At 65.0% G+C, this 17015-nt stretch carries 16 protein-coding genes; 5 read left to right on the top strand and 11 right to left on the bottom strand.

Annotated elements, in window-relative coordinates:
- Window positions 1-159: 159 nt before the first annotated feature.
- The 7 genes from A9D12_RS00240 to A9D12_RS00210 form a co-directional block, all read right to left on the bottom strand.
- Complete coding sequence (locus A9D12_RS00240) at window positions 160-1020, bottom strand: lysophospholipid acyltransferase family protein (RefSeq protein ID WP_068348475.1); 861 nt, start codon at window positions 1018-1020, stop codon at window positions 160-162.
- Complete coding sequence (locus A9D12_RS00235; protein WP_068348472.1) at window positions 1013-1435, bottom strand: Fur family transcriptional regulator; 423 nt, start codon at window positions 1433-1435, stop codon at window positions 1013-1015. Before A9D12_RS00235 ends, A9D12_RS00240 begins: the two co-directional genes overlap by 8 nt.
- 151 nt (window positions 1436-1586) lie before the next feature.
- Window positions 1587-2033: a Ros/MucR family transcriptional regulator gene (locus A9D12_RS00230; RefSeq protein WP_068348468.1), complete on the bottom strand. Its 447-nt coding sequence runs from the start codon at window positions 2031-2033 to the stop codon at window positions 1587-1589.
- Between the two features lie 112 nt (window positions 2034-2145).
- Complete coding sequence (locus A9D12_RS00225) at window positions 2146-2625, bottom strand: GNAT family N-acetyltransferase (protein WP_068348465.1); 480 nt, start codon at window positions 2623-2625, stop codon at window positions 2146-2148.
- A complete protein-coding gene (gene tsaB / locus A9D12_RS00220) occupies window positions 2622-3254 on the bottom strand; it encodes a tRNA (adenosine(37)-N6)-threonylcarbamoyltransferase complex dimerization subunit type 1 TsaB (protein ID WP_068348463.1) in 633 nt (210 codons plus the stop codon). The genes A9D12_RS00225 and tsaB overlap by 4 nt, the downstream gene beginning before the upstream one ends.
- 52 nt (window positions 3255-3306) lie before the next feature.
- Complete coding sequence (locus A9D12_RS00215) at window positions 3307-3915, bottom strand: malonic semialdehyde reductase (protein ID WP_068348460.1); 609 nt, start codon at window positions 3913-3915, stop codon at window positions 3307-3309.
- Window positions 3916-3945: 30 nt separating this feature from the next.
- The gene (locus A9D12_RS00210; RefSeq protein WP_068348458.1) at window positions 3946-4527 is read right to left on the bottom strand and encodes a NifU family protein; all 582 of its coding nucleotides are present in this window, start codon (window positions 4525-4527) and stop codon (window positions 3946-3948) included.
- 140 nt (window positions 4528-4667) lie between these two features.
- On the opposite strand from A9D12_RS00210, the gene A9D12_RS00205 reads away from it, so the two are divergent.
- The 5 genes from A9D12_RS00205 to A9D12_RS00185 all read left to right on the top strand — a co-directional run bounded on the left by A9D12_RS00205 (window position 4668) and on the right by A9D12_RS00185 (window position 12617).
- Window positions 4668-7682 carry a M16 family metallopeptidase gene (locus A9D12_RS00205; RefSeq protein ID WP_068348455.1) on the top strand — a complete coding sequence of 1005 codons (3015 nt, stop codon included), beginning with the start codon at window positions 4668-4670 and terminating at the stop codon, window positions 7680-7682.
- Between the two features lie 127 nt (window positions 7683-7809).
- A complete protein-coding gene (locus tag A9D12_RS00200) occupies window positions 7810-9213 on the top strand; it encodes a class II 3-deoxy-7-phosphoheptulonate synthase (protein WP_068348452.1) in 1404 nt (467 codons plus the stop codon).
- 161 nt (window positions 9214-9374) lie between these two features.
- Window positions 9375-10625, top strand: a complete 1251-nt coding sequence (gene egtB, locus A9D12_RS00195; RefSeq protein WP_068348450.1) for an ergothioneine biosynthesis protein EgtB — start codon at window positions 9375-9377, stop codon at window positions 10623-10625.
- Entirely contained in the window at window positions 10622-11608 is a 987-nt protein-coding gene (gene egtD, locus A9D12_RS00190; protein WP_068348448.1) for an L-histidine N(alpha)-methyltransferase, read from the top strand. The genes egtB and egtD overlap by 4 nt, the downstream gene beginning before the upstream one ends.
- A gap of 82 nt (window positions 11609-11690) precedes the next feature.
- Window positions 11691-12617: an NAD(P)/FAD-dependent oxidoreductase gene (locus tag A9D12_RS00185; protein ID WP_231889655.1), complete on the top strand. Its 927-nt coding sequence runs from the start codon at window positions 11691-11693 to the stop codon at window positions 12615-12617.
- Here the strand turns inward: A9D12_RS00185 and A9D12_RS00180 are convergent.
- The 4 genes from A9D12_RS00180 to A9D12_RS00165 form a co-directional block, all read right to left on the bottom strand.
- Window positions 12590-13369, bottom strand: a complete 780-nt coding sequence (locus A9D12_RS00180) for an FkbM family methyltransferase (protein WP_068348442.1) — start codon at window positions 13367-13369, stop codon at window positions 12590-12592. The genes A9D12_RS00185 and A9D12_RS00180 overlap by 28 nt on opposite strands.
- Window positions 13366-14532, bottom strand: a complete 1167-nt coding sequence (locus tag A9D12_RS00175) for a hypothetical protein (RefSeq protein WP_068348439.1) — start codon at window positions 14530-14532, stop codon at window positions 13366-13368. Before A9D12_RS00175 ends, A9D12_RS00180 begins: the two co-directional genes overlap by 4 nt.
- A complete protein-coding gene (locus tag A9D12_RS00170) occupies window positions 14529-15326 on the bottom strand; it encodes a nucleotidyltransferase family protein (protein WP_068348436.1) in 798 nt (265 codons plus the stop codon). The genes A9D12_RS00175 and A9D12_RS00170 overlap by 4 nt, the downstream gene beginning before the upstream one ends.
- Window positions 15327-15425: 99 nt before the next feature.
- Window positions 15426-16937 (bottom strand): tryptophan halogenase family protein, encoded by a 1512-nt coding sequence (locus A9D12_RS00165; protein WP_082925584.1) that lies wholly within the window; start codon window positions 16935-16937, stop codon window positions 15426-15428.
- Window positions 16938-17015: the final 78 nt, after the last annotated feature.

The raw sequence follows: 17015 nt of genomic DNA, 5'->3' as shown, positions 1-17015 counted from the left end.
GCGCGTCGCTTTCCTACCGCGGCAACGGGTGGCAGACAGCCGCGGATGAAACCCGCATCCCTCCTGCTTGGCGCATCCGGAAAAGCGCAACAGGGGCAGGGCGGTTTTTGCGTTCTGGACACTGTCTCATGTGTCTCCAACACGCAGGCCCCGCCGTGGTCAGTCGGAGGTTTCGGCCTGCGCTTCGTAGCGAACCGGGGGCACCGTGTGCGCGAAGGCGCGCAAGGGGCGTCCAAGGATGTCGGTCAACGCTTCTTCGATCCGGCGGCGCGATTCGCGGCTGATCGCCTTTCTTCCCTTGAAATCCTCGGGGCTGAAGGGTTCGAGATAGTGCAGCGTCACGCGGAAACTGCCTTTGCGCGACAGCACGCGCTTGGCGTTGTTGACGCCACTTTCGTTACCGATCCAGCCGATCCATTCGGCCACCGGGCCATAATCGACGATCACCGGCTGAACGAGCACGCCGGGCGGCGGGGGTTCGAGCACGGAGAGCATCGAGGTCTTGAACGGCAAGAGCGATTGCCCGTCGGTGGTGGTGCCTTCGGGGAAGACGGTGACCGACCAGTTGTCGACCAGCGCTTCCTTCAACGCGTTGATCTGCTCGGCCACGCCCATCCGGTGTTCGCGCTTGACGAAGACAGTGCGGTTGAGGCTGGCGAGCCAGCCGACGACGGGCGCTTCGGCCAGTTCGGCCTTGGCGACGAAGGCGGTGCCGCTTGCACCCGCCAGCGCCAGAATGTCGATCCACGAGACGTGGTTGGCGACGAAGAACACGTCGCGCTTGAGATAGGTGCCGCGCACTTGCACCCGCGCCCCGCACACCCGCGCGGCATAACGCAGGAACAGCATCGGGAAGGGCGAGCCGTAGGAGAAGAAGCGGTAGAGATAGTGCAGCGGCACGAAGACCAGCAGCAGACCGATCAGGCCGACCGCGCGCAGCAGCAACCGCACCCACCCGCCGACTCCGATGGGCGTCGTCTCCCCGCTCGCGGCCGCGGCGCGCAGCGCGTCGTCAGTCATTGCGCGAGAGGCGCACGCCGTAGAGCTCCATGCGGTGATCGACGAGCCGATAACCTAGCCGCTCGGCAATCTGACGTTGCAGGGCCTCGACTTCGGGATCGACGAATTCGACCACCTTGCCCGTCTCGACATCGATCAGGTGATCGTGGTGCGCTTCGGGCACGGGTTCATACCGCGAGCGCCCGTCGCCGAAATCATGGCGGTCGAGGATGCCCGCTTCCTCGAACAGGCGCACCGTGCGGTAGACCGTGGCGATCGAAATGCGCGGATCGACCGCAGCGGCGCGGGTGTGGAGCAATTCCACATCGGGGTGATCGTCGCTTTCCGACAGGACCTTGGCGATGACCCGGCGCTGGTCGGTGATGCGCAGGCCCTTTTCGGCGCAGAGTTGCTCAAGATCGATTTTCTGGTTCACGCGAAAGCTCCATCACCGCGCGCGGCACCGCTTCCGGATGCGACCGCCCAACAGCATTGCAGCCCCATCCCTACAGGGACGGGGCTGCATGCTCAAGCCAAGCCATCCGCCTCTCAACAGGGGCGGCGTGTGCGACCACGAAAAGGCCGGATCAGGCTTTCTTGGTGCGGCGCGTCTTGGCGACCGTGGTGCCGGGCTTGCGGCCAAGACCGATCTTCTTGGCAAGATCGCGGCGCGTTTCGGCATAATTGGGGGCGACCATCGGATAGTCGGCGGGCAGGCCCCAACGCGCGCGGTATTCTTCGGGGCTCATGTCGTAATTGGTGCGCAGGTAACGCTTGAGCATCTTGAGCTTCTTGCCGTCTTCAAGGCAGACGATGTAATCGGGTTTTACCGAGTTGCGCACGGCGACTGCGGGCTGCGGCTTGGTTTCTTCGACCACCGGCGCTTCGCCAAGATTGGCCAGTGCAGAATAGACGTTGGTGATAAGCGTGGGGACATCGGCAACGGCAACATCATTGTTGCTGACGTGCGCTGCAACAATGTCGCTGGTCAGCGTGATAAGCGTTTCTTTCATATCGATTTCCAGATCTTGCATGAGTTCCTCGCTGGCGTCCTTAATTGTGCGCCACTATTGCGCAATGCCGCAAGGAGAATAGTCTTGCAACTATGTCGCTATGCTGAATGATCCGAATGGGATGAAGCTGCGCCTATCCGATTGTTCGACCGAAAGTAATCGCATCGATCCTTTCGCCATTGGCGAGGCGATAATAGTTGCGCCGCTCGCCGATCGGAGTGAAACCCGTCTTCTCGTAAAGATGGATCGCCGGATTGCCGCGCCGCATTTCCAGAAAAACCTGGTTCGTGCCGCGCGCCTTGCCAGCGGCAAACATCAGTTCGATCAGCGCCGCGCCCACGCCGCGCCGCCGCGCCGCCGGGCTGACCGCGATCAGCAGCAACTCTTCTTCGTCGAGCACGTGGCGGGTGAGCACGAAACCAGCCGGCGCGCGGGTAGAATCGGCGTCGGGCGGGAGAGGCGCGCCATTGTCATCGACCACCAGTGCGTGGGTATTGGGCATCGTCAGCGCATCGGCGACCTGCCGCCGGTTCCAGGCCTCGCCATAGGCGGGATCGAATGCCGCCTCCATCACCGCCATGATCCGGTCGAGAAGGAGCGGCGAGGGCGTCATGCAGGGGTGCGCGCTGCCATCGGGGTGGCATCGGGCCCGCGGCCATAGATGGGAGCCAGCGCTGACGTGAGCAGCGCGGCGGGCACCATTGGCACAAGCCGCGCATCGGGCAGCAGGGCGAGCGTACGGCCCGCAAACTCCGGATCGAGCGCGGCCATCGCATCGGCGCGGTTGCCGGCAAGAAACGGGCCGCGCGGGCGGCGCAATGCAGCCTCGGGCGCGATCGACACCGTCTCGCCTTGCGGCATGCCATCCGCTCCGAAATCGGCAACGAACCATTCGCCGTGGCCACCATTGACCGCGACCGTCACCGGCGCGCCGGGATGCTCCTCGCGCGCCTGTGCGGCGATCAGGGCGAGCGTGGGGTAACCGAGCACCTCAGCGTTCCAGGCAAACCCGAGCGCGCGCGCGGTGGCAAGCCCGATCCGCACGCCGGTGAAGCTGCCCGGTCCGAGGCTGACGAGGATGCGTTCGGCGCGGCCCTTGCCCGGCAGCGCACCGATCATCGGCACCAAGGCTTCGGCATGGCCGCGCCCGATCGTGCGGTGATCGGACGCAATCAGATCGTCGCCGTCGAACAGGGCGACAGAGCAGGCTTCCGAGGCCGTCTCGATGGCGAGCATCCGCATTGCGCCCGCCCTGCCTCAAGGGCCGGCGCGGCGCAAGCGGGTTGCGCGATCGTCAGGCGATGCGGTTGAACTTGCCGAAATCGGGGCGGGGCGAACGATCGAAAATGCTCGCCGGATCGCCATACCCGACAGAGCAGATGAAGTTGACCCGGTGACGCGGTTCGTCGGCAAAGAACGCCTTGTTGACCTTGTCGGCATCGAAGCCCGACATCGGCCCGCAATCCAGCCCGAGCGCGCGCGCGGCGAGCATCAGATAGGCACCCTGTAGCGAGGAATTGCGGAACGCACCTTCCTTGCGGCCTTCCTCGTCACCGTCGAACCAGCTTTTGGCATCGGTGTGCGGGAACAGCCAGGGCAGTTCCTCGTGAAAATCGATGTCGTATCCGATGATCGCGGTGACGGGCGCGGCGGCAAGCTTGTCCTTGTTGCCGTCGGCCGCGCATTCGACCAGCCTCGCCTTGGCTTCGTCCGACTTGACCCAGACGATCCGCACCGGCTGCATGTTGGCCGAAGTCGGGGCCATTTTCAGCAGATCCCAGATCGCGTGCAACTGTTCGTCGCTCACCGGCTTGTCGAGCCAGCCGTTATAGCTGCGGGCCTCGTTGAACAACTGCGCGAGCGCCGCGTCGGGCAGGACGTGGTCGTGGAACTGGGTGGTCATGCAAATCCTCGTCGATGCTTGAACAAATTGTTAGGCGGCGCGCACTTCAACCACTTCGGGGACGTAATGTTTCAGCAGGCCTTCGATCCCGTGCTTTAAGGTCGCAGTGCTCGACGGGCAGCCCGCGCACGAGCCTTGCAGCGTCAGATAGACCACGCCGTCGCGAAAGCCGCGATAGGCGATGTCGCCGCCGTCACCTGCCACCGCAGGGCGCACGCGGGTTTCGAGCAATTCGTTGATCGCGGCGATCACCTCGGCATCCTCGGCGCGTTCCTCGACCGCAAGATCGTCTTCGGGCGGGGGAACGGAGATACCGCTTGCCGTGCCCGGCGTGAACAGCGGGGCCTGCGAGACGAAATGGTCGAGCAGAATCGCGATCACTTGCGGGCGCAGCGCGCTCCACTGTGCGCCCGGTGCAGCCGTCACCGAGACGAAATCCGCGCCGAAGAACACGTTGACGACCTCGCCGGTGTCGAAGATCGCTTGCGCCAGCGGACTTGCCTCGGCCGCTTCAGGGGTGGCGAATTCGCGGCTGCCGGCAGCCATCACGGTCTGGCCGGGCAGGAACTTGAGCGCCGCGGGATTGGGCGTGGTTTCGGTTTCGATGAACATGTCCGTGCAAGTAGGGCGCAAGGGTGCAGGCGGCAAGAGGCAGCGGCGCGACTCGGGAGCGCAAGCGTGGGCCCTCTTGCGCGTCAGCCAGCAAAAACCATTCACTATCGCTTCACAATTTGCCGCCCTATAGTCGGGCCATGACCTCTCCCTCCCGCGCGACCCGCGTGCTCGCCTTGCTGCTTGTCCCCTTCGTTCTGGCCCAGCCCGTACTGGCCCGGCAGAACGACGGCCAGAACCGCGCCGAAGCGCCCAAGGTGCCGCAGAAGGCATTGCCGCCATCGACAGTTCCGGTGCCCAAGGCGCTACAGACCGCTGGCACCGTGCCGTGGCTTTACGAAGGATCGGACGTTCCGGTCGATGGCCAGTGGCTGTTCGGCAAGATGAAGAACGGCCTGCGCTATGCCGTGCGGCGCAATGGCGTGCCGCCGCGACAGGTGTCGATCCGGGTGCGGATCGATGCAGGGTCGATGTACGAAAACGACAGCGAACAGGGCTATGCCCACCTGCTCGAACACCTGTTATTTCGGGAAAGCAAATATCTGGGCAAGGGCGAGGCGATCTCGGCCTGGCAGCGGCTGGGCGCGACCTTCGGCAGCGATGCCAATGCCGAAACCAGCCCGACGCACACCGCTTACAAGCTCGACATTCCCAATATCGATCAGGCCAAGCTCGAAGAAAGCTTCAAGCTGCTTTCGGGCATGATCCGCGAACCGGTGCTGAGCGATGAAAACGTCGCCGCCGAACGCCCGATCGTGCTCGCCGAGAAGCGCGAGCGCGGCGGCGCAGGTCTGCGCATGGCTGACCTGACGCGCCAGACCTTCTTTGCCGGACAGCGACTGTCGGTGCGCAATCCGATCGGCACCGATGCCACCTTGGGCGCGGCCCGTGGCAAGGGCGTGAAGGCGTTTTACGACCGCTGGTATAGGCCCGAAAACACCGTCATCGTGGTCGCGGGCGATGCCGATCCGGTGGTGCTGGCCGGCCTGGTCGAACAATGGTTCGGTGACTGGAAGCCCACCGGCAAGGCGGGAACTGCGCCCGCGTTTGGCGATCCGGTCGCGCCTGCCGGTGCGCAGGCGCCCGACGATGGCATCGCGCCGATCGGCGAGTTGGCGGTCGGCGTCGAACCCGATCTGCCGCGCAGCCTGACATATGCGATCATGCGCCCTTGGCGGCAGGTGCAGGACACGATCGCCTATAACGAGGGCCTGCTGACCGATGCGGTGGCGCAGGCGATCATCAACCGCCGGCTGGAAAGCCGCGCACGCGCCGGCGGCAGCTATCTGTACGCGCAGGTGCAGCAGGACGATGTCTCGCGTTCGGCTGATGCGACTTTCGTCACCTTCGCCCCGCTGACGGGCGATTGGCAGGCCGCGCTTGGCGACGTGCGCAGCGTCATTGCCGATGCGCTCGCCACGCCGCCGACACAGGAGGAGATCGACCGCGAATACGCGCAGTTCGATGTCTCCTTTGCCAATCAGGTCGAACAGGAAAGCGTGCAGGCGGGCAGCGCGCTTGCCGACAATATCGTCAACGCGGTCGATATCCGCGAAGCGGTCGCCGCGCCGCAGGTGGTGCTCGACGTGTTCCGCGGGATGAAGCCGCGGCTCACTCCCGACGCGGTGCTCGCGCGCACCCGCGCCCTGTTCGAAGGCACCGTGACGCGCGGGGTCTATGTCACCCCCACCGCGGGCGAAGCCGATGTTGCAGCGCTGCGCACGGCATTGGCGAGTGAGGCGGCCGCCGATGGTTCGGCGCGGCTCGCAGCGCAGACGATCGCCTTTGCCGATCTGCCGGCGGTTGGCGCGCCGGGCACGATTGCCAAGCAGGGCAAGCTGGGTGTGCTTGATATCAACCAGGTCGAATTCGGCAACGGCGTGAAGGCTTTGCTGTGGGCCAATGATGCAGAGCCCGGCCGTGTCACCGTGCGTGTGCGTTTCGGCGCGGGCTGGCGCGCTTTCGACGAGAGCAATGCGGTCTATGCCTCGCTTGGCGAAACTGCGCTGGTGGGTTCGGGGCTTGGCGACTTGGGCCAGAACGAGCTCGACCGGCTGTCCACGGGGCGCAAGCTGGGCTTCGATTTCGGGATCGACGATGCTGTGTTCACCTTCACCGCGCAGACGCGCTCGGAAGATGTGAATGACCAGCTCTACCTGTTTGCTGCAAAGCTGGGCATGCCGCGTTGGGACAAGGATCCGGTGATCCGCGCCAAGGCAGCGGCGGAGCTTGCCTACAACACCTACTCGACCAGCCCGGGCGGTGTGCTGGGGCGCGATCTGGAATATCTTTCGACCGGAGAAAAACGGTTCGCCAAGCCTGATCCGGCCGCGCTGAAGGCTGCCACCCCCGAGGAATTCCGCGCCGTGTGGGAGCCGCTGCTTGCACAAGGGCCGGTCGAAGTGCTCGTCTTCGGCGAATTCGATGCCGCCAAGGTGACCGAGCAGCTGCGCCTGACCTTCGGCGCCTTGCCGCCGCGCGCGCCGATTGCTGCCGATGTGGCCGCGCGCGTTCCCGGCTTTGCGCAAGGCACGGGCGCGCCGCTGGTGGCCACGCACCGCGGCGATGCCAACCAGGCCGCGGCTGTGGTGGCGTGGCCAAGCGGCGGGGGCGTTGCGAACCTGCGCGAAAGCCGCCAGCTCGAAATCCTTACCCAGCTGTTCAACAACCGCCTGCTCGATGCGCTGCGCGAACGCGCCGGGGCGGCCTATTCGCCGCAGGCGTTCTCGAATTGGCCCGCCGATCTTGCCAGCGGCGGACGGATCACCGCGCTTGCACAGTTGGAGCCGTCCTTCGTGCCCGTGTTCTTTGCCGAAGCGGACAAGATCGCGCGCGATCTGGCCGCCACGCCGCCGACCGCGGATGAACTTGCGCGGGTGACCGAGCCCTTGGGGCAATTGATCCGCCGCGCATCGACCGGCAACCAGTTCTGGCTATACAATCTCGAAGGCGCGACCCAGGACCCGCAGCGCGTGGCGAAACTGCGCACGATCCTGACCGACTATTCCGAAACCACGCCCGAAGCGATGCAGGCACTGGCGGCGCGGTATCTGATCAATGCCACTCCGTTCCGGTTGGCGGTGATCCCCGAGGGGCAGACATTGGCCACCGGGTCGGCTACAACGCCGGAGAAGTCCGACACAAGCGGGCGGTGATCGATCCCGCCACTGACACTGGCCGGGAAATAAAGTTGTGCGGCATGCCATTGCCGCTTTACAATTCGTGCTGCGCTCCGCTAGCGGGCGCCCCCGCGCCATGTGACGCGCGACGACCTGGAAAGACATGACTGTGCCCGATACCTGGACCCCGGAAAGCTGGAAGGCTCACGAAGCGCGGCATCTGCCGCATTACGAGGACGCCGCCGAACTGGCCGAGGCCGAGCGGACGCTGTCGTCCTATCCGCCGCTGGTGTTTGCCGGAGAGGCGAGGGCACTGAAGGCCGATCTTGCGGAGGTCGCCAACGGGCACGGTTTCCTGCTTCAGGGCGGCGATTGCGCGGAAAGCTTTGCCGAGTTTCACCCTAACAACATCCGCGACACCTTCCGGGTGCTATTGCAGATGGCGGTCGTGATGACCTTCGCCAGCAAGCGTCCGGTGGTAAAGGTCGGGCGCATGGCGGGCCAGTTCGCCAAGCCGCGTTCGGCGCCCACCGAAACGATCAATGGCGTGACCCTGCCGAGCTATCTCGGCGACAATATCAACGGGATCGAATTCGACCCCGTCAGCCGGCGCAATGATCCGCAGCGGATGGTGAAGGCCTATTCGCAGGCCGCCGCAACGCTCAACCTGCTGCGCGCCTTCGCGGGCGGCGGCTATGCCAATCTGCGGCAGGTGCACCAGTGGACGCTCGACTTCATGGGGCGCACGCCGTGGACCGAGAAGTTCAGCGAGATGGCCGACCGCATCGGCGAGGCGCTCGACTTCATGGAGGCCTGCGGGGTAGATCCCGGCACCGTGCCGCAGTTGAAGGGCACCAGCTTCTACACCAGCCACGAAGCGCTGCTCCTGCCTTACGAACAGGCGATGAGCCGCCGCGATTCGCTCACCGGTGACTGGTATGCGACATCCGCGCACATGCTGTGGATCGGCGACCGCACACGTTTCCCCGGCAGCGCACATATCGAATTTGCGCGCGGGATTGGCAATCCGCTGGGCATGAAGTGCGGGCCGAGCCTCGAGCCCGACGCGCTGCTGCGCTTGCTCGATGATCTCAATCCGGGCCGCGAGGCCGGGCGGATTACGCTGATCAGCCGCTATGGTCACGACAAGGTCGAGGACGGCCTGCCCAAGCTGGTGCGCGCGGTGATGCGCGAAGGCCATCCGGTGGTGTGGTCTTGCGATCCGATGCACGGCAACGTTGTAAAGTCCGACACCGGCTACAAGACCCGGCCCTTCGACCGGATCACGCGCGAGGTGAAGGGCTTCTTCGCCGTCCACCGCGCCGAGGGTTCGCACCCCGGCGGCATCCATATCGAGATGACCGGGCAGGACGTAACCGAATGCACCGGCGGCGCGGTGGCGATCACCGAGGAACGCCTTGGCGATCGCTATCACACGCATTGCGACCCGCGTCTCAATGCCGAGCAATCGCTCGAACTTGCGTTTCTGGTTGCCGAAATGCTCAACGAAGCGGCAGGTAGCGGCACCGGCACCATGCGCGAAACGGCGGCGGCGCGCGTCGCCTGACGCACGCCGACCGCTTGCAGCGGGATAGACAGGCAGTGTCCGGATCGCCTGACGATATTTCCGTCACGGAGGCGGAACAATAGGCGTCGAATAGTCTTACCCCGTAACGACAGGCGAGGCCGGGGGGTCTTGCGCCTGCTCGGGGTGGCTATGGAGGCCTTGTGCACCGCAACCAGTTCTCGCCTGGATCAACACCCGATGCGTCCGGCCTCGCTTGCGAATTTTCGGCGCTGCGATCCCTGACCGAGGCGCTGGTCGCGCCGCTCAGCGATGCCGATGCGACCATTCAGTCGATGCCCGATGCGTCGCCTGCCAAATGGCATCTGGCCCACACCACGTGGTTCTGGGAGACCTTCCTGCTGCGCGAACATGCGCCCGGATACACGCTTCACAACGATCGCTGGCCGTTCCTGTTCAATTCCTATTACGAAGCCGAAGGGGCGCGGATTGCGCGCGGCGCGCGCGGGCTGTTGTCGCGCCCGTCGCTTGAGGAAATTTTCGAATGGCGCGCCGTGGTCGATGCCGCGATGGCCCCGCTGCTCGCCGATCCGGCACACGCCGATCTGATCGCGCTCGGCATCGCGCATGAGCAGCAGCATATCGAATTGCTGCTGACCGACATCAAGCACGCGCTGTTCCAGAACCCGCTTGGTCCGGCGATGTGGGACGCGAGGAGCAGCCCTCCGGCACTGACCACGGCCGCGATGGGCTGGCATCAGCATCCCGGCGGGATCGCGATGGTCGGTCACGAAGGGGCGGGTTTTGCTTTCGACAACGAAGGCCCGCGCCACCGCGTCCTCCTTCAACCCTTCGCGCTGGCCGATCGGCTGGTCACCAACGGCGAATGGGACGCCTTCATAAGCGACGGCGGATACGCCAAGCCGCGTTTATGGCTGGCCGATGGCTGGGCATGGGTCCAGTCCGAGCACATCCGCGCGCCGCTGTATTGGGGTGAGGACGGGACGCATTTCACGCATCGGGGCTGGCAACAGCGCGATCCCCATGCCCCGGTCACGCATATTTCCTATTACGAAGCCGATGCCTTTGCCACTTGGGCAGGCGCGCGGCTTCCGACCGAGTTCGAATGGGAGGTTATCGCCGCAGCGCATGATCCGGCCTTGGGCAACCAGCTCGATAGGGCATCGCCGCCGCTCCCATCGGGGTCGCCCGGCCTGTTCGGCGACTGCTGGCAGTTCACCCGTTCGGCCTATCTTCCCTATCCCGGCTTCCGCGTGCCCGATGGCGCGGTGGGCGAATACAACGGCAAGTTCATGAGCGGGCAGGTCGTGCTGCGCGGCGCGAGCTGCGCCACGGTGCGCGGCCATTCGCGCGCGTCATATCGCAATTTCTTCTACCCCCATCAACGCTGGCAGTTCACCGGACTGCGGCTGGCAAAGGACCTTATCCAATGACATTTGCTCAAGGTCTCAAGCTGGTGGAACGTGATGCCGAGGGCGTCGACTGCGCATTCAGGGCCGATGTGCTGGAAGGGCTCTCCGCCCCGCAAAAGGCGATCCCGGCGCGCTGGTTCTATGACGATATCGGTTCCGAACTGTTCGAGGATATTACCCGGCTTCCCGAATACTACCCGACCCGGGCCGAAACCGAGATCCTGACCGACCGCGCGCAGGAGATCGCACAGCTGATCGGGCCGGGGCATGCGGTGGTCGAGTTCGGTTCGGGCTCGTCGGTCAAGACACCGCTGCTGCTTTCGGCGATCGCGCCCTCGGCCTATGTGCCGCTCGATATTGCCGGGGATTTCCTGCGCTCATCATCGGCCGCGCTGGCAGCGAAGTTTCCCGCGCTCGATGTCCATCCGGTCGAAGCCGATTTCATGCGCCGCGTCGAATTGCCGCACGAGGTTACGGGTCTTCCCAAGCTCGGTTTCTTTCCCGGCTCGACCATCGGCAACATGATCGCGCGCACCGCGACCGATCTCCTGCGCTCGATGAAGGAGACGCTGGGCGAGGGGGCCTTGCTGCTGATCGGCATGGATCTGGTGAAGGATCACGACGTGCTGATCGCCGCCTATGACGATGCGCAGGGCGTGACAGCGGCGTTCAACTGCAACCTGCTCGCGCGGATAAACCGCGAGCTGGATGCCGACATTCCGCTCGATGCCTTTGCCCACGAGGCGCGTTGGAACGATACCTTCGCGCGGATCGAGATGCATTTGAGGGCGCAAAGGGATGTGAGCTTCACCGTCAGCGGAAAGCCATTCGCGATGCGCGCAGGCGAGACGATTCACACCGAAAACAGCCACAAGTTCACCCGCCGTTCGGGGCACCAGTTGCTCGCTGCGGGGGGATGGGAACCGCGCGCGCGGTGGACCGATGCGGCGGGACAGTTCTCGCTGGTGCTGGCAGAATCCTGCGCGCCGCGCTCCGCACCGTGAAACCACCGCGCCGCTGGTGCGTTGGCGCGGGATGAACGGGCAATCAAATCATTCGAGCGATATTCTCATCATAGGCGGGGGCATGGCCGGGTGTGCCGCGGCGTGCGCGCTTGTGGCAGGCCGCCAGCGCGTCATCGTGCTCGACAAGGGCCGCGGCCCCGGCGGAAGGATGGCCGCGCGGCGGGTCGATATCGCTGGCGAGCAGGTAAGCTTCGACCACGGCGCGCAATATTTCACTGCGCGCGACGCGGCCTTTCGGGCAACCGTGGCGGGCTGGCATGCGGCTGGCGCGGCGGCCCCGTGGCCTGCGGCAGGGGATGATGCGTGGGTCGGCACCCCGGGCATGAATGCCTGCATCAAGCACATGGCGTCCACGCTCGATGTGCGCTGGAACACGCGCGCCGAAAGCCTTGAGCGAAGCTATCGCGGTTGGCGGGTGGAGACCGCGGACGGCGTCTTTGCAGCGCCGATGGTGCTCGTCGCCATCCCCGCAGAACAGGCGGCCGACCTTCTTTCCGGATGCGCGCCGCAATTGGCCGCCCGCGCGGCAGCAGTCGTGTCTGCGCCGTGCTGGGCGGTAATGGCAGGCTTTGACCAGCCGCTGCCACTGGCCGATACCTTCCGTTCGGAGAATAGCCCGGTCAGCTGGGCTGCGCGCAATTCGGCAAAGCCGGGTCGCACCGGCGGCGAAGCTTGGGTAATCCACGCCAGTCCCGCCCGCAGCCGGGAACTGATCGGCCTGCCCAAGGATGAGGTTGCCGCGATTCTTCTCGCCGATTTTGCTGCCGCCACGGGCATTGCGCCGCCTGCCCCGATCCATCTCGATGCCCACCGCTGGCTTTACGCGCAGCCGCAGGCCGCGAAGGGCGAGGGCGCAATTTTCGACGCCGACGAAAACATCGGGGTCGCCGGAGATTGGCTTCACTCGCCGCGCGTCGAAGGCGCGTGGTTGTCGGGCCATGCGCTCGCGCATGCGGTGCTTCAGGCGCGGCTGGCCAGCACGTCGTAGTGATGCCCGCGCCCGTATTTGGCAAAGCGGGTGAAGCCCGCGGCGCGCAGACGGGTTTCGATTTCGACCGCGCTCGCCCATCTTTCGTCGACCTCGTAGAAGATCGATTCCACGCGCGCAAAGCTCGGGGTTTTGGCCAGTTCGGCGATCACCACCGCCTCCAGCCCCTCGACATCGATCTTGACGAACAGCGGCAACGCGCCCGCGAGCAACGGTTCGAGCATCGCTGCGTCGATCGTCCGGATCACCACCGCACCGCCAGACGCGGCCGCATCGCCGCGCCCGGCAAGCGTCGCTGTGCCGGTGTGATGTGCCGCGACACTGATCGTCACTTCGCCCGCGTTGTCCGCGATTGCCAATTCGTGCAGATCGGTGCGCGCCGCTTGGGGGTTGAGCGCCACATTCGCCGCAAGCCGCGCATGCGTGGCCGGAACAGGCTCGAAGGCGATCACTTGCCGACATTTCAGGTTCTGGGCGGCAATCAGCGAATAGAGCCCCTGATTGGCGCCGATATCGACAAAGGCGAAATCCGCGCGCTGGCCAAGCAGCAGATCGGCAAGGTCCCGGCCATAGGTGCCGAAGATGCAGTAACGGAATGTGGTGTCCTGCCAGTTGGGCACCATCCGCACGCCATAGGCCGATTCCACCGCGTCGCCCCCGCGCGCTTGCAACAGCGGCGACAAAGCGGCCGCGCGCCATTTGCGAAGCGTCTTGATCACGCCGTAACGCCAAAAGGCAGCTGCACTGTTCACGCGTTGGTTCCTTCGAGAAACGCCGTGATCGCATCGGCGGCGCGTTCGGCAGAAGGGCGATCCGACTGCGAGAATGTCGCGTCGATAAGCCTTTGCTGCAGCGGCGCATAGTCCGGATGCGATGCCACTGCGGCGTCGATCGCATCGAGAAGATCCGCTGCGCTGTCCAGCACGGGGCCGGCCTGCCAATGCAGATAATTGGGATCGCCCTGCCATTGGGCTCCATGACTGTTGAGGAACAGGCATGGCCTTGGCACGCGCAGAAATTCGTAAATCTGGCTGCTGACGTCGCCAAGGTAGATATCGGCGCTGTTGGTGTAGCGCATGTCGCTGCTCGCGGCGCTGCCGGTGTCGATGTGGATGCGCGCCTCGCGGTCATATTCGGGACCGGGAGGCGCGACCCGCGCGATGCTCGGCGGATCGACGGTGACCACCCATCGGCGCGCGAACAGCATCACGTGCGGTGCGAAGATCAGGTTGTAGCGATCCTGCCCGCAGAATGCGTCGAGCACCGCTTGGCCGTCGCGAAACCAGCTCGACAGTTTGGGGGAGGGGTGCGGATTGTAGATCACCGTCGGCCGCGCTGGTTGCGGAAAGTTGTCGGCAAAGCGGTTGGCCGCGCACAGGTCGAACTTGGGATAGCCGACTTCGGCGATCTGCGCGGGCACCAGCCCCGCTTCATCGATCAGGCGGCGCGCGATCTTGGGGCCGGAGACGAGCACCAGATCGAAGCGCGCGCTTTCGGGGTTGAAACCGATCGCGCGGTCGCCCGCACCGTGGCGGGTGTGGATCAGCTTGACGTTGTCCAGACCATAGCGCGTCTTGAGCAGCAGCGTGGTCTTTTCGGCAACCACGATCGCATCGAAACTGCGAAAGAAATCGAGATTGTCGCGGTAGATGAGCAGCTTGGTCGCGGGCAGCACCCTTTCGAGCCCACTTGCCAGCGCGCGCGACACGCCGCTTTTCAGCGTGAGATGCACCAGCTCCATCCGGGCCAGCAGTGCAGGGTCGGCCTGCCGTTCGATCTCGGCGCGGGCCTGCGGACGGGCATAGGCGAGCACGATCCGGTGCTGCCCGCGCGCGGCCAGAGCCAGCGCGATCGGCAGGCTGTGCGCGATCTGATGGGTCTGGTCGTGATTGAACAGAAAGCAGATCCGCTTCATGCGCGATGGCTTTCAAGCAATCTTTCGGCGAGCGCATGATCTTCGGGCTTGTCGACATCGACCCCCATCCGCCCGTCCGACAACACCACCGGCGCGGCCGATGCGCCAAGTTTCCTGCCGGCAGCTTCAAGCGCGGCGCGTAGATCCATCCGGCGCAGCAGCAGGCGGACCATCAGCACCGGGCCGAAATGTGCCGCGAGCCGCAGCACCGATTTGCGGTCGGCTTCGACCTTCTCCCAGAACCCGAGCGCGGCAAAACTGCCCGGCCCGCTTAGCGCAAACAGGTTTGCGCCGGTGAATGCGCCGTCGCGGAAGGTCAGCCAGGTGCGCTTGTTCGGGCCGACCGCAGCTTCGAGATTGGCGCGTTCGACAAAGGCGACCGACACATCGCGCGCCCCGGCACCGGCGATGAATTGCGTAACGGTTGCGGGGGTTAGCATCACATTGTCTGCGGTGGTCACCAGCACGGGCAGTCCGACCGCCGGGTCCTCAACCGCTGCCAGCACCGATCCGCTGATCGTTGGCCCCGATACGCGTGCCGAGATCCGCGGATCGTCCTTCGTCCAGACGAGTGAGGGATCGGTGAGCAAGGCGGGCGCATCCTGCGCGAGCACGATGATCCGCGCGATTTGCGGCGTATCGGCCAGCGTGCGCAGCACGCGGGCGAGCATCGGTGTTCCCGCAACCGGGATCAGCGCCTTGGCCTCGCGCCCGAAATGCGCGGCGAGCCGGTCGACCCCCGGACGCTGCCCGGCCAGCACCAGCGCGGTCCAGCCTTGCGATGCTTCAGTCATGGAACGGGAAACCTCGGGCAGGGCGGGGGCGGGGGACGCCCGCTCCCTTTCCGTCCGCCTCCCCGTTTGTCAAGAAAACCGCTGCGGCGACAGGCTGCCTCAAGCGGCCATCGGCGCGGGGCAATAGCGCGCGAGGTAATCGCCATGCCCCGGCATGCGCTGCACCAGATAGCGGATCGATTGCTCCATGTCGTTGATCTCGCGCGCGGTCGTTGCCGGATCGAGCGCATCGGCCATCGCGTTGTGGCTGCCCATCCTGATGCCCTGACCCATCATTACCGCCGCCCAACTGGTTTCGGTGAAAAGCTCGTCTTCCTCGCGGAAGATCTGGCCGTTGGCGCGGAACAGCTCGACCTTTTCGGTCAGCGTGTCGGGCACCGGCATCGTGCGGACATGGTTCCAGAATTCGGTGTCGGTGCGGCTGGTGGCGTTGTAATGCAGGATCAGGAAATCGCGGATGCGTGCATATTCGCGGCCCGTCAGCCGGTTGAATGTATCCTCCTGCACCTTGGTGATCCCGTCGAGCGACAGCAACGAAATCAGCTTGTCGATCCCGGTGTTGATGAGGTGGATCGAAGTCGATTCGAGCGGCTCCATGAAGCCCGCGGCAAGACCCAGCGCAACGACGTTCTTGTTCCAGAACTTCTTGCGCCGCCCGGTCACGAAACGCAGCCAATTGGGTTCGGCCTGCGGTTTGCCCGCAATATTGCCGAGCAGGATGTCGAGCGCTTCCTGGTCTTCCATATAGGCGCTGCAATAGACATGGCCGTTGCCGTTGCGGTGTTGCAGCGGCACCTGCCATTGCCAGCCTGCGCCGTGGGCGGTCGCGCGGGTGAAGGGCGGGGGCGGACTGCCGTCCTCGCGCTGGCAGGGCAGGGCGACCGCGCGATTGCAGGGCAGGTAATTGCTCCAGTCGTCGTAACCCGTCTGCAGCGCCTGCTCGATCAACAGGCCGCGGAAACCCGAGCAATCGATGAACAGATCGCCCGCAATCTGCTTTCCGCCATCCAGCGTGACCGCGGTGACGAACCCGCTTTCGCCATCCAGCGCAACGTCGACGACCTTGCCTTCCTGCCGCACCACGCCGCGGCTTTCGGCCAGCTTGCGCAGGAACGCAGCATAACGGCCCGCATCGAGGTGATAGGCATAATTGACCGGCGGCGCATCCGCGCCCTTGAAATCCTCGGTGCGGGCAAACTTGCCGAAATAGGCCGCCATCGTTTCGAGGTTGAAGACCTGGATCGGGCGCTTGTCGCCCGCCACGGCGAGCCGGTGCCAGACATGGTGGAAGCTGATCCCGCCCATGTTGTAACCATAGGCGCCGAAGGGATGGATGTAGCTGTCGCCGAGCTTGCCCCAGTTTTCGAACTGGATGCCCAGCTTGAAGGTGCCGCCCACTTCGCTGAGCATTTCGGCCTCGTTGATGCCGAGCAGCTGGTTGAACCCGACAAAGGGCGGAATCGTCGCCTCGCCCACGCCAACCGTGCCGATGCTTTCGGATTCGATCAGGGTGATTTCCACAGGCCGCCCGTTGCGTAGGCGCCCCAGTGCAGCCGCGGCCATCCACCCGGCGGTGCCGCCACCAACGATGATAATGCGTTCAATTGCCACGTTTTCCTCGATCCCCAACCGGCCTCTCGCAGGGCCTTGGGCGGGGGTGATGCCCCGGTCCCATGTGTTGCCAGAATG

This window comes from Erythrobacter neustonensis (assembly GCF_001663175.1).
Taxonomy (GTDB): Bacteria; Pseudomonadota; Alphaproteobacteria; order Sphingomonadales; family Sphingomonadaceae; genus Erythrobacter; species Erythrobacter neustonensis.
Note: the sequence above shows the minus strand (reverse complement) of the source record. Positions and strands in the feature narration are given on the sequence as shown.

Coding starts and splice junctions, on each gene's coding strand:
- A9D12_RS00215 (WP_068348460.1), bottom strand. CDS start 3,915: ATGACCACCCAGTTCCACGACCACGTCCTGCCCGACGCGGCGCTCGCG.
- A9D12_RS00185 (WP_231889655.1), top strand. CDS start 11,691: ATGGCCGGGTGTGCCGCGGCGTGCGCGCTTGTGGCAGGCCGCCAGCGC.
- A9D12_RS00175 (WP_068348439.1), bottom strand. CDS start 14,532: ATGAAGCGGATCTGCTTTCTGTTCAATCACGACCAGACCCATCAGATC.
- A9D12_RS00240 (WP_068348475.1), bottom strand. CDS start 1,020: ATGACTGACGACGCGCTGCGCGCCGCGGCCGCGAGCGGGGAGACGACG.
- A9D12_RS00225 (WP_068348465.1), bottom strand. CDS start 2,625: ATGACGCCCTCGCCGCTCCTTCTCGACCGGATCATGGCGGTGATGGAG.
- A9D12_RS00205 (WP_068348455.1), top strand. CDS start 4,668: ATGACCTCTCCCTCCCGCGCGACCCGCGTGCTCGCCTTGCTGCTTGTC.
- A9D12_RS00200 (WP_068348452.1), top strand. CDS start 7,810: ATGACTGTGCCCGATACCTGGACCCCGGAAAGCTGGAAGGCTCACGAA.
- A9D12_RS00170 (WP_068348436.1), bottom strand. CDS start 15,326: ATGACTGAAGCATCGCAAGGCTGGACCGCGCTGGTGCTGGCCGGGCAG.
- A9D12_RS00230 (WP_068348468.1), bottom strand. CDS start 2,033: ATGCAAGATCTGGAAATCGATATGAAAGAAACGCTTATCACGCTGACC.
- tsaB (WP_068348463.1), bottom strand. CDS start 3,254: ATGCGGATGCTCGCCATCGAGACGGCCTCGGAAGCCTGCTCTGTCGCC.
- A9D12_RS00210 (WP_068348458.1), bottom strand. CDS start 4,527: ATGTTCATCGAAACCGAAACCACGCCCAATCCCGCGGCGCTCAAGTTC.
- egtD (WP_068348448.1), top strand. CDS start 10,622: ATGACATTTGCTCAAGGTCTCAAGCTGGTGGAACGTGATGCCGAGGGC.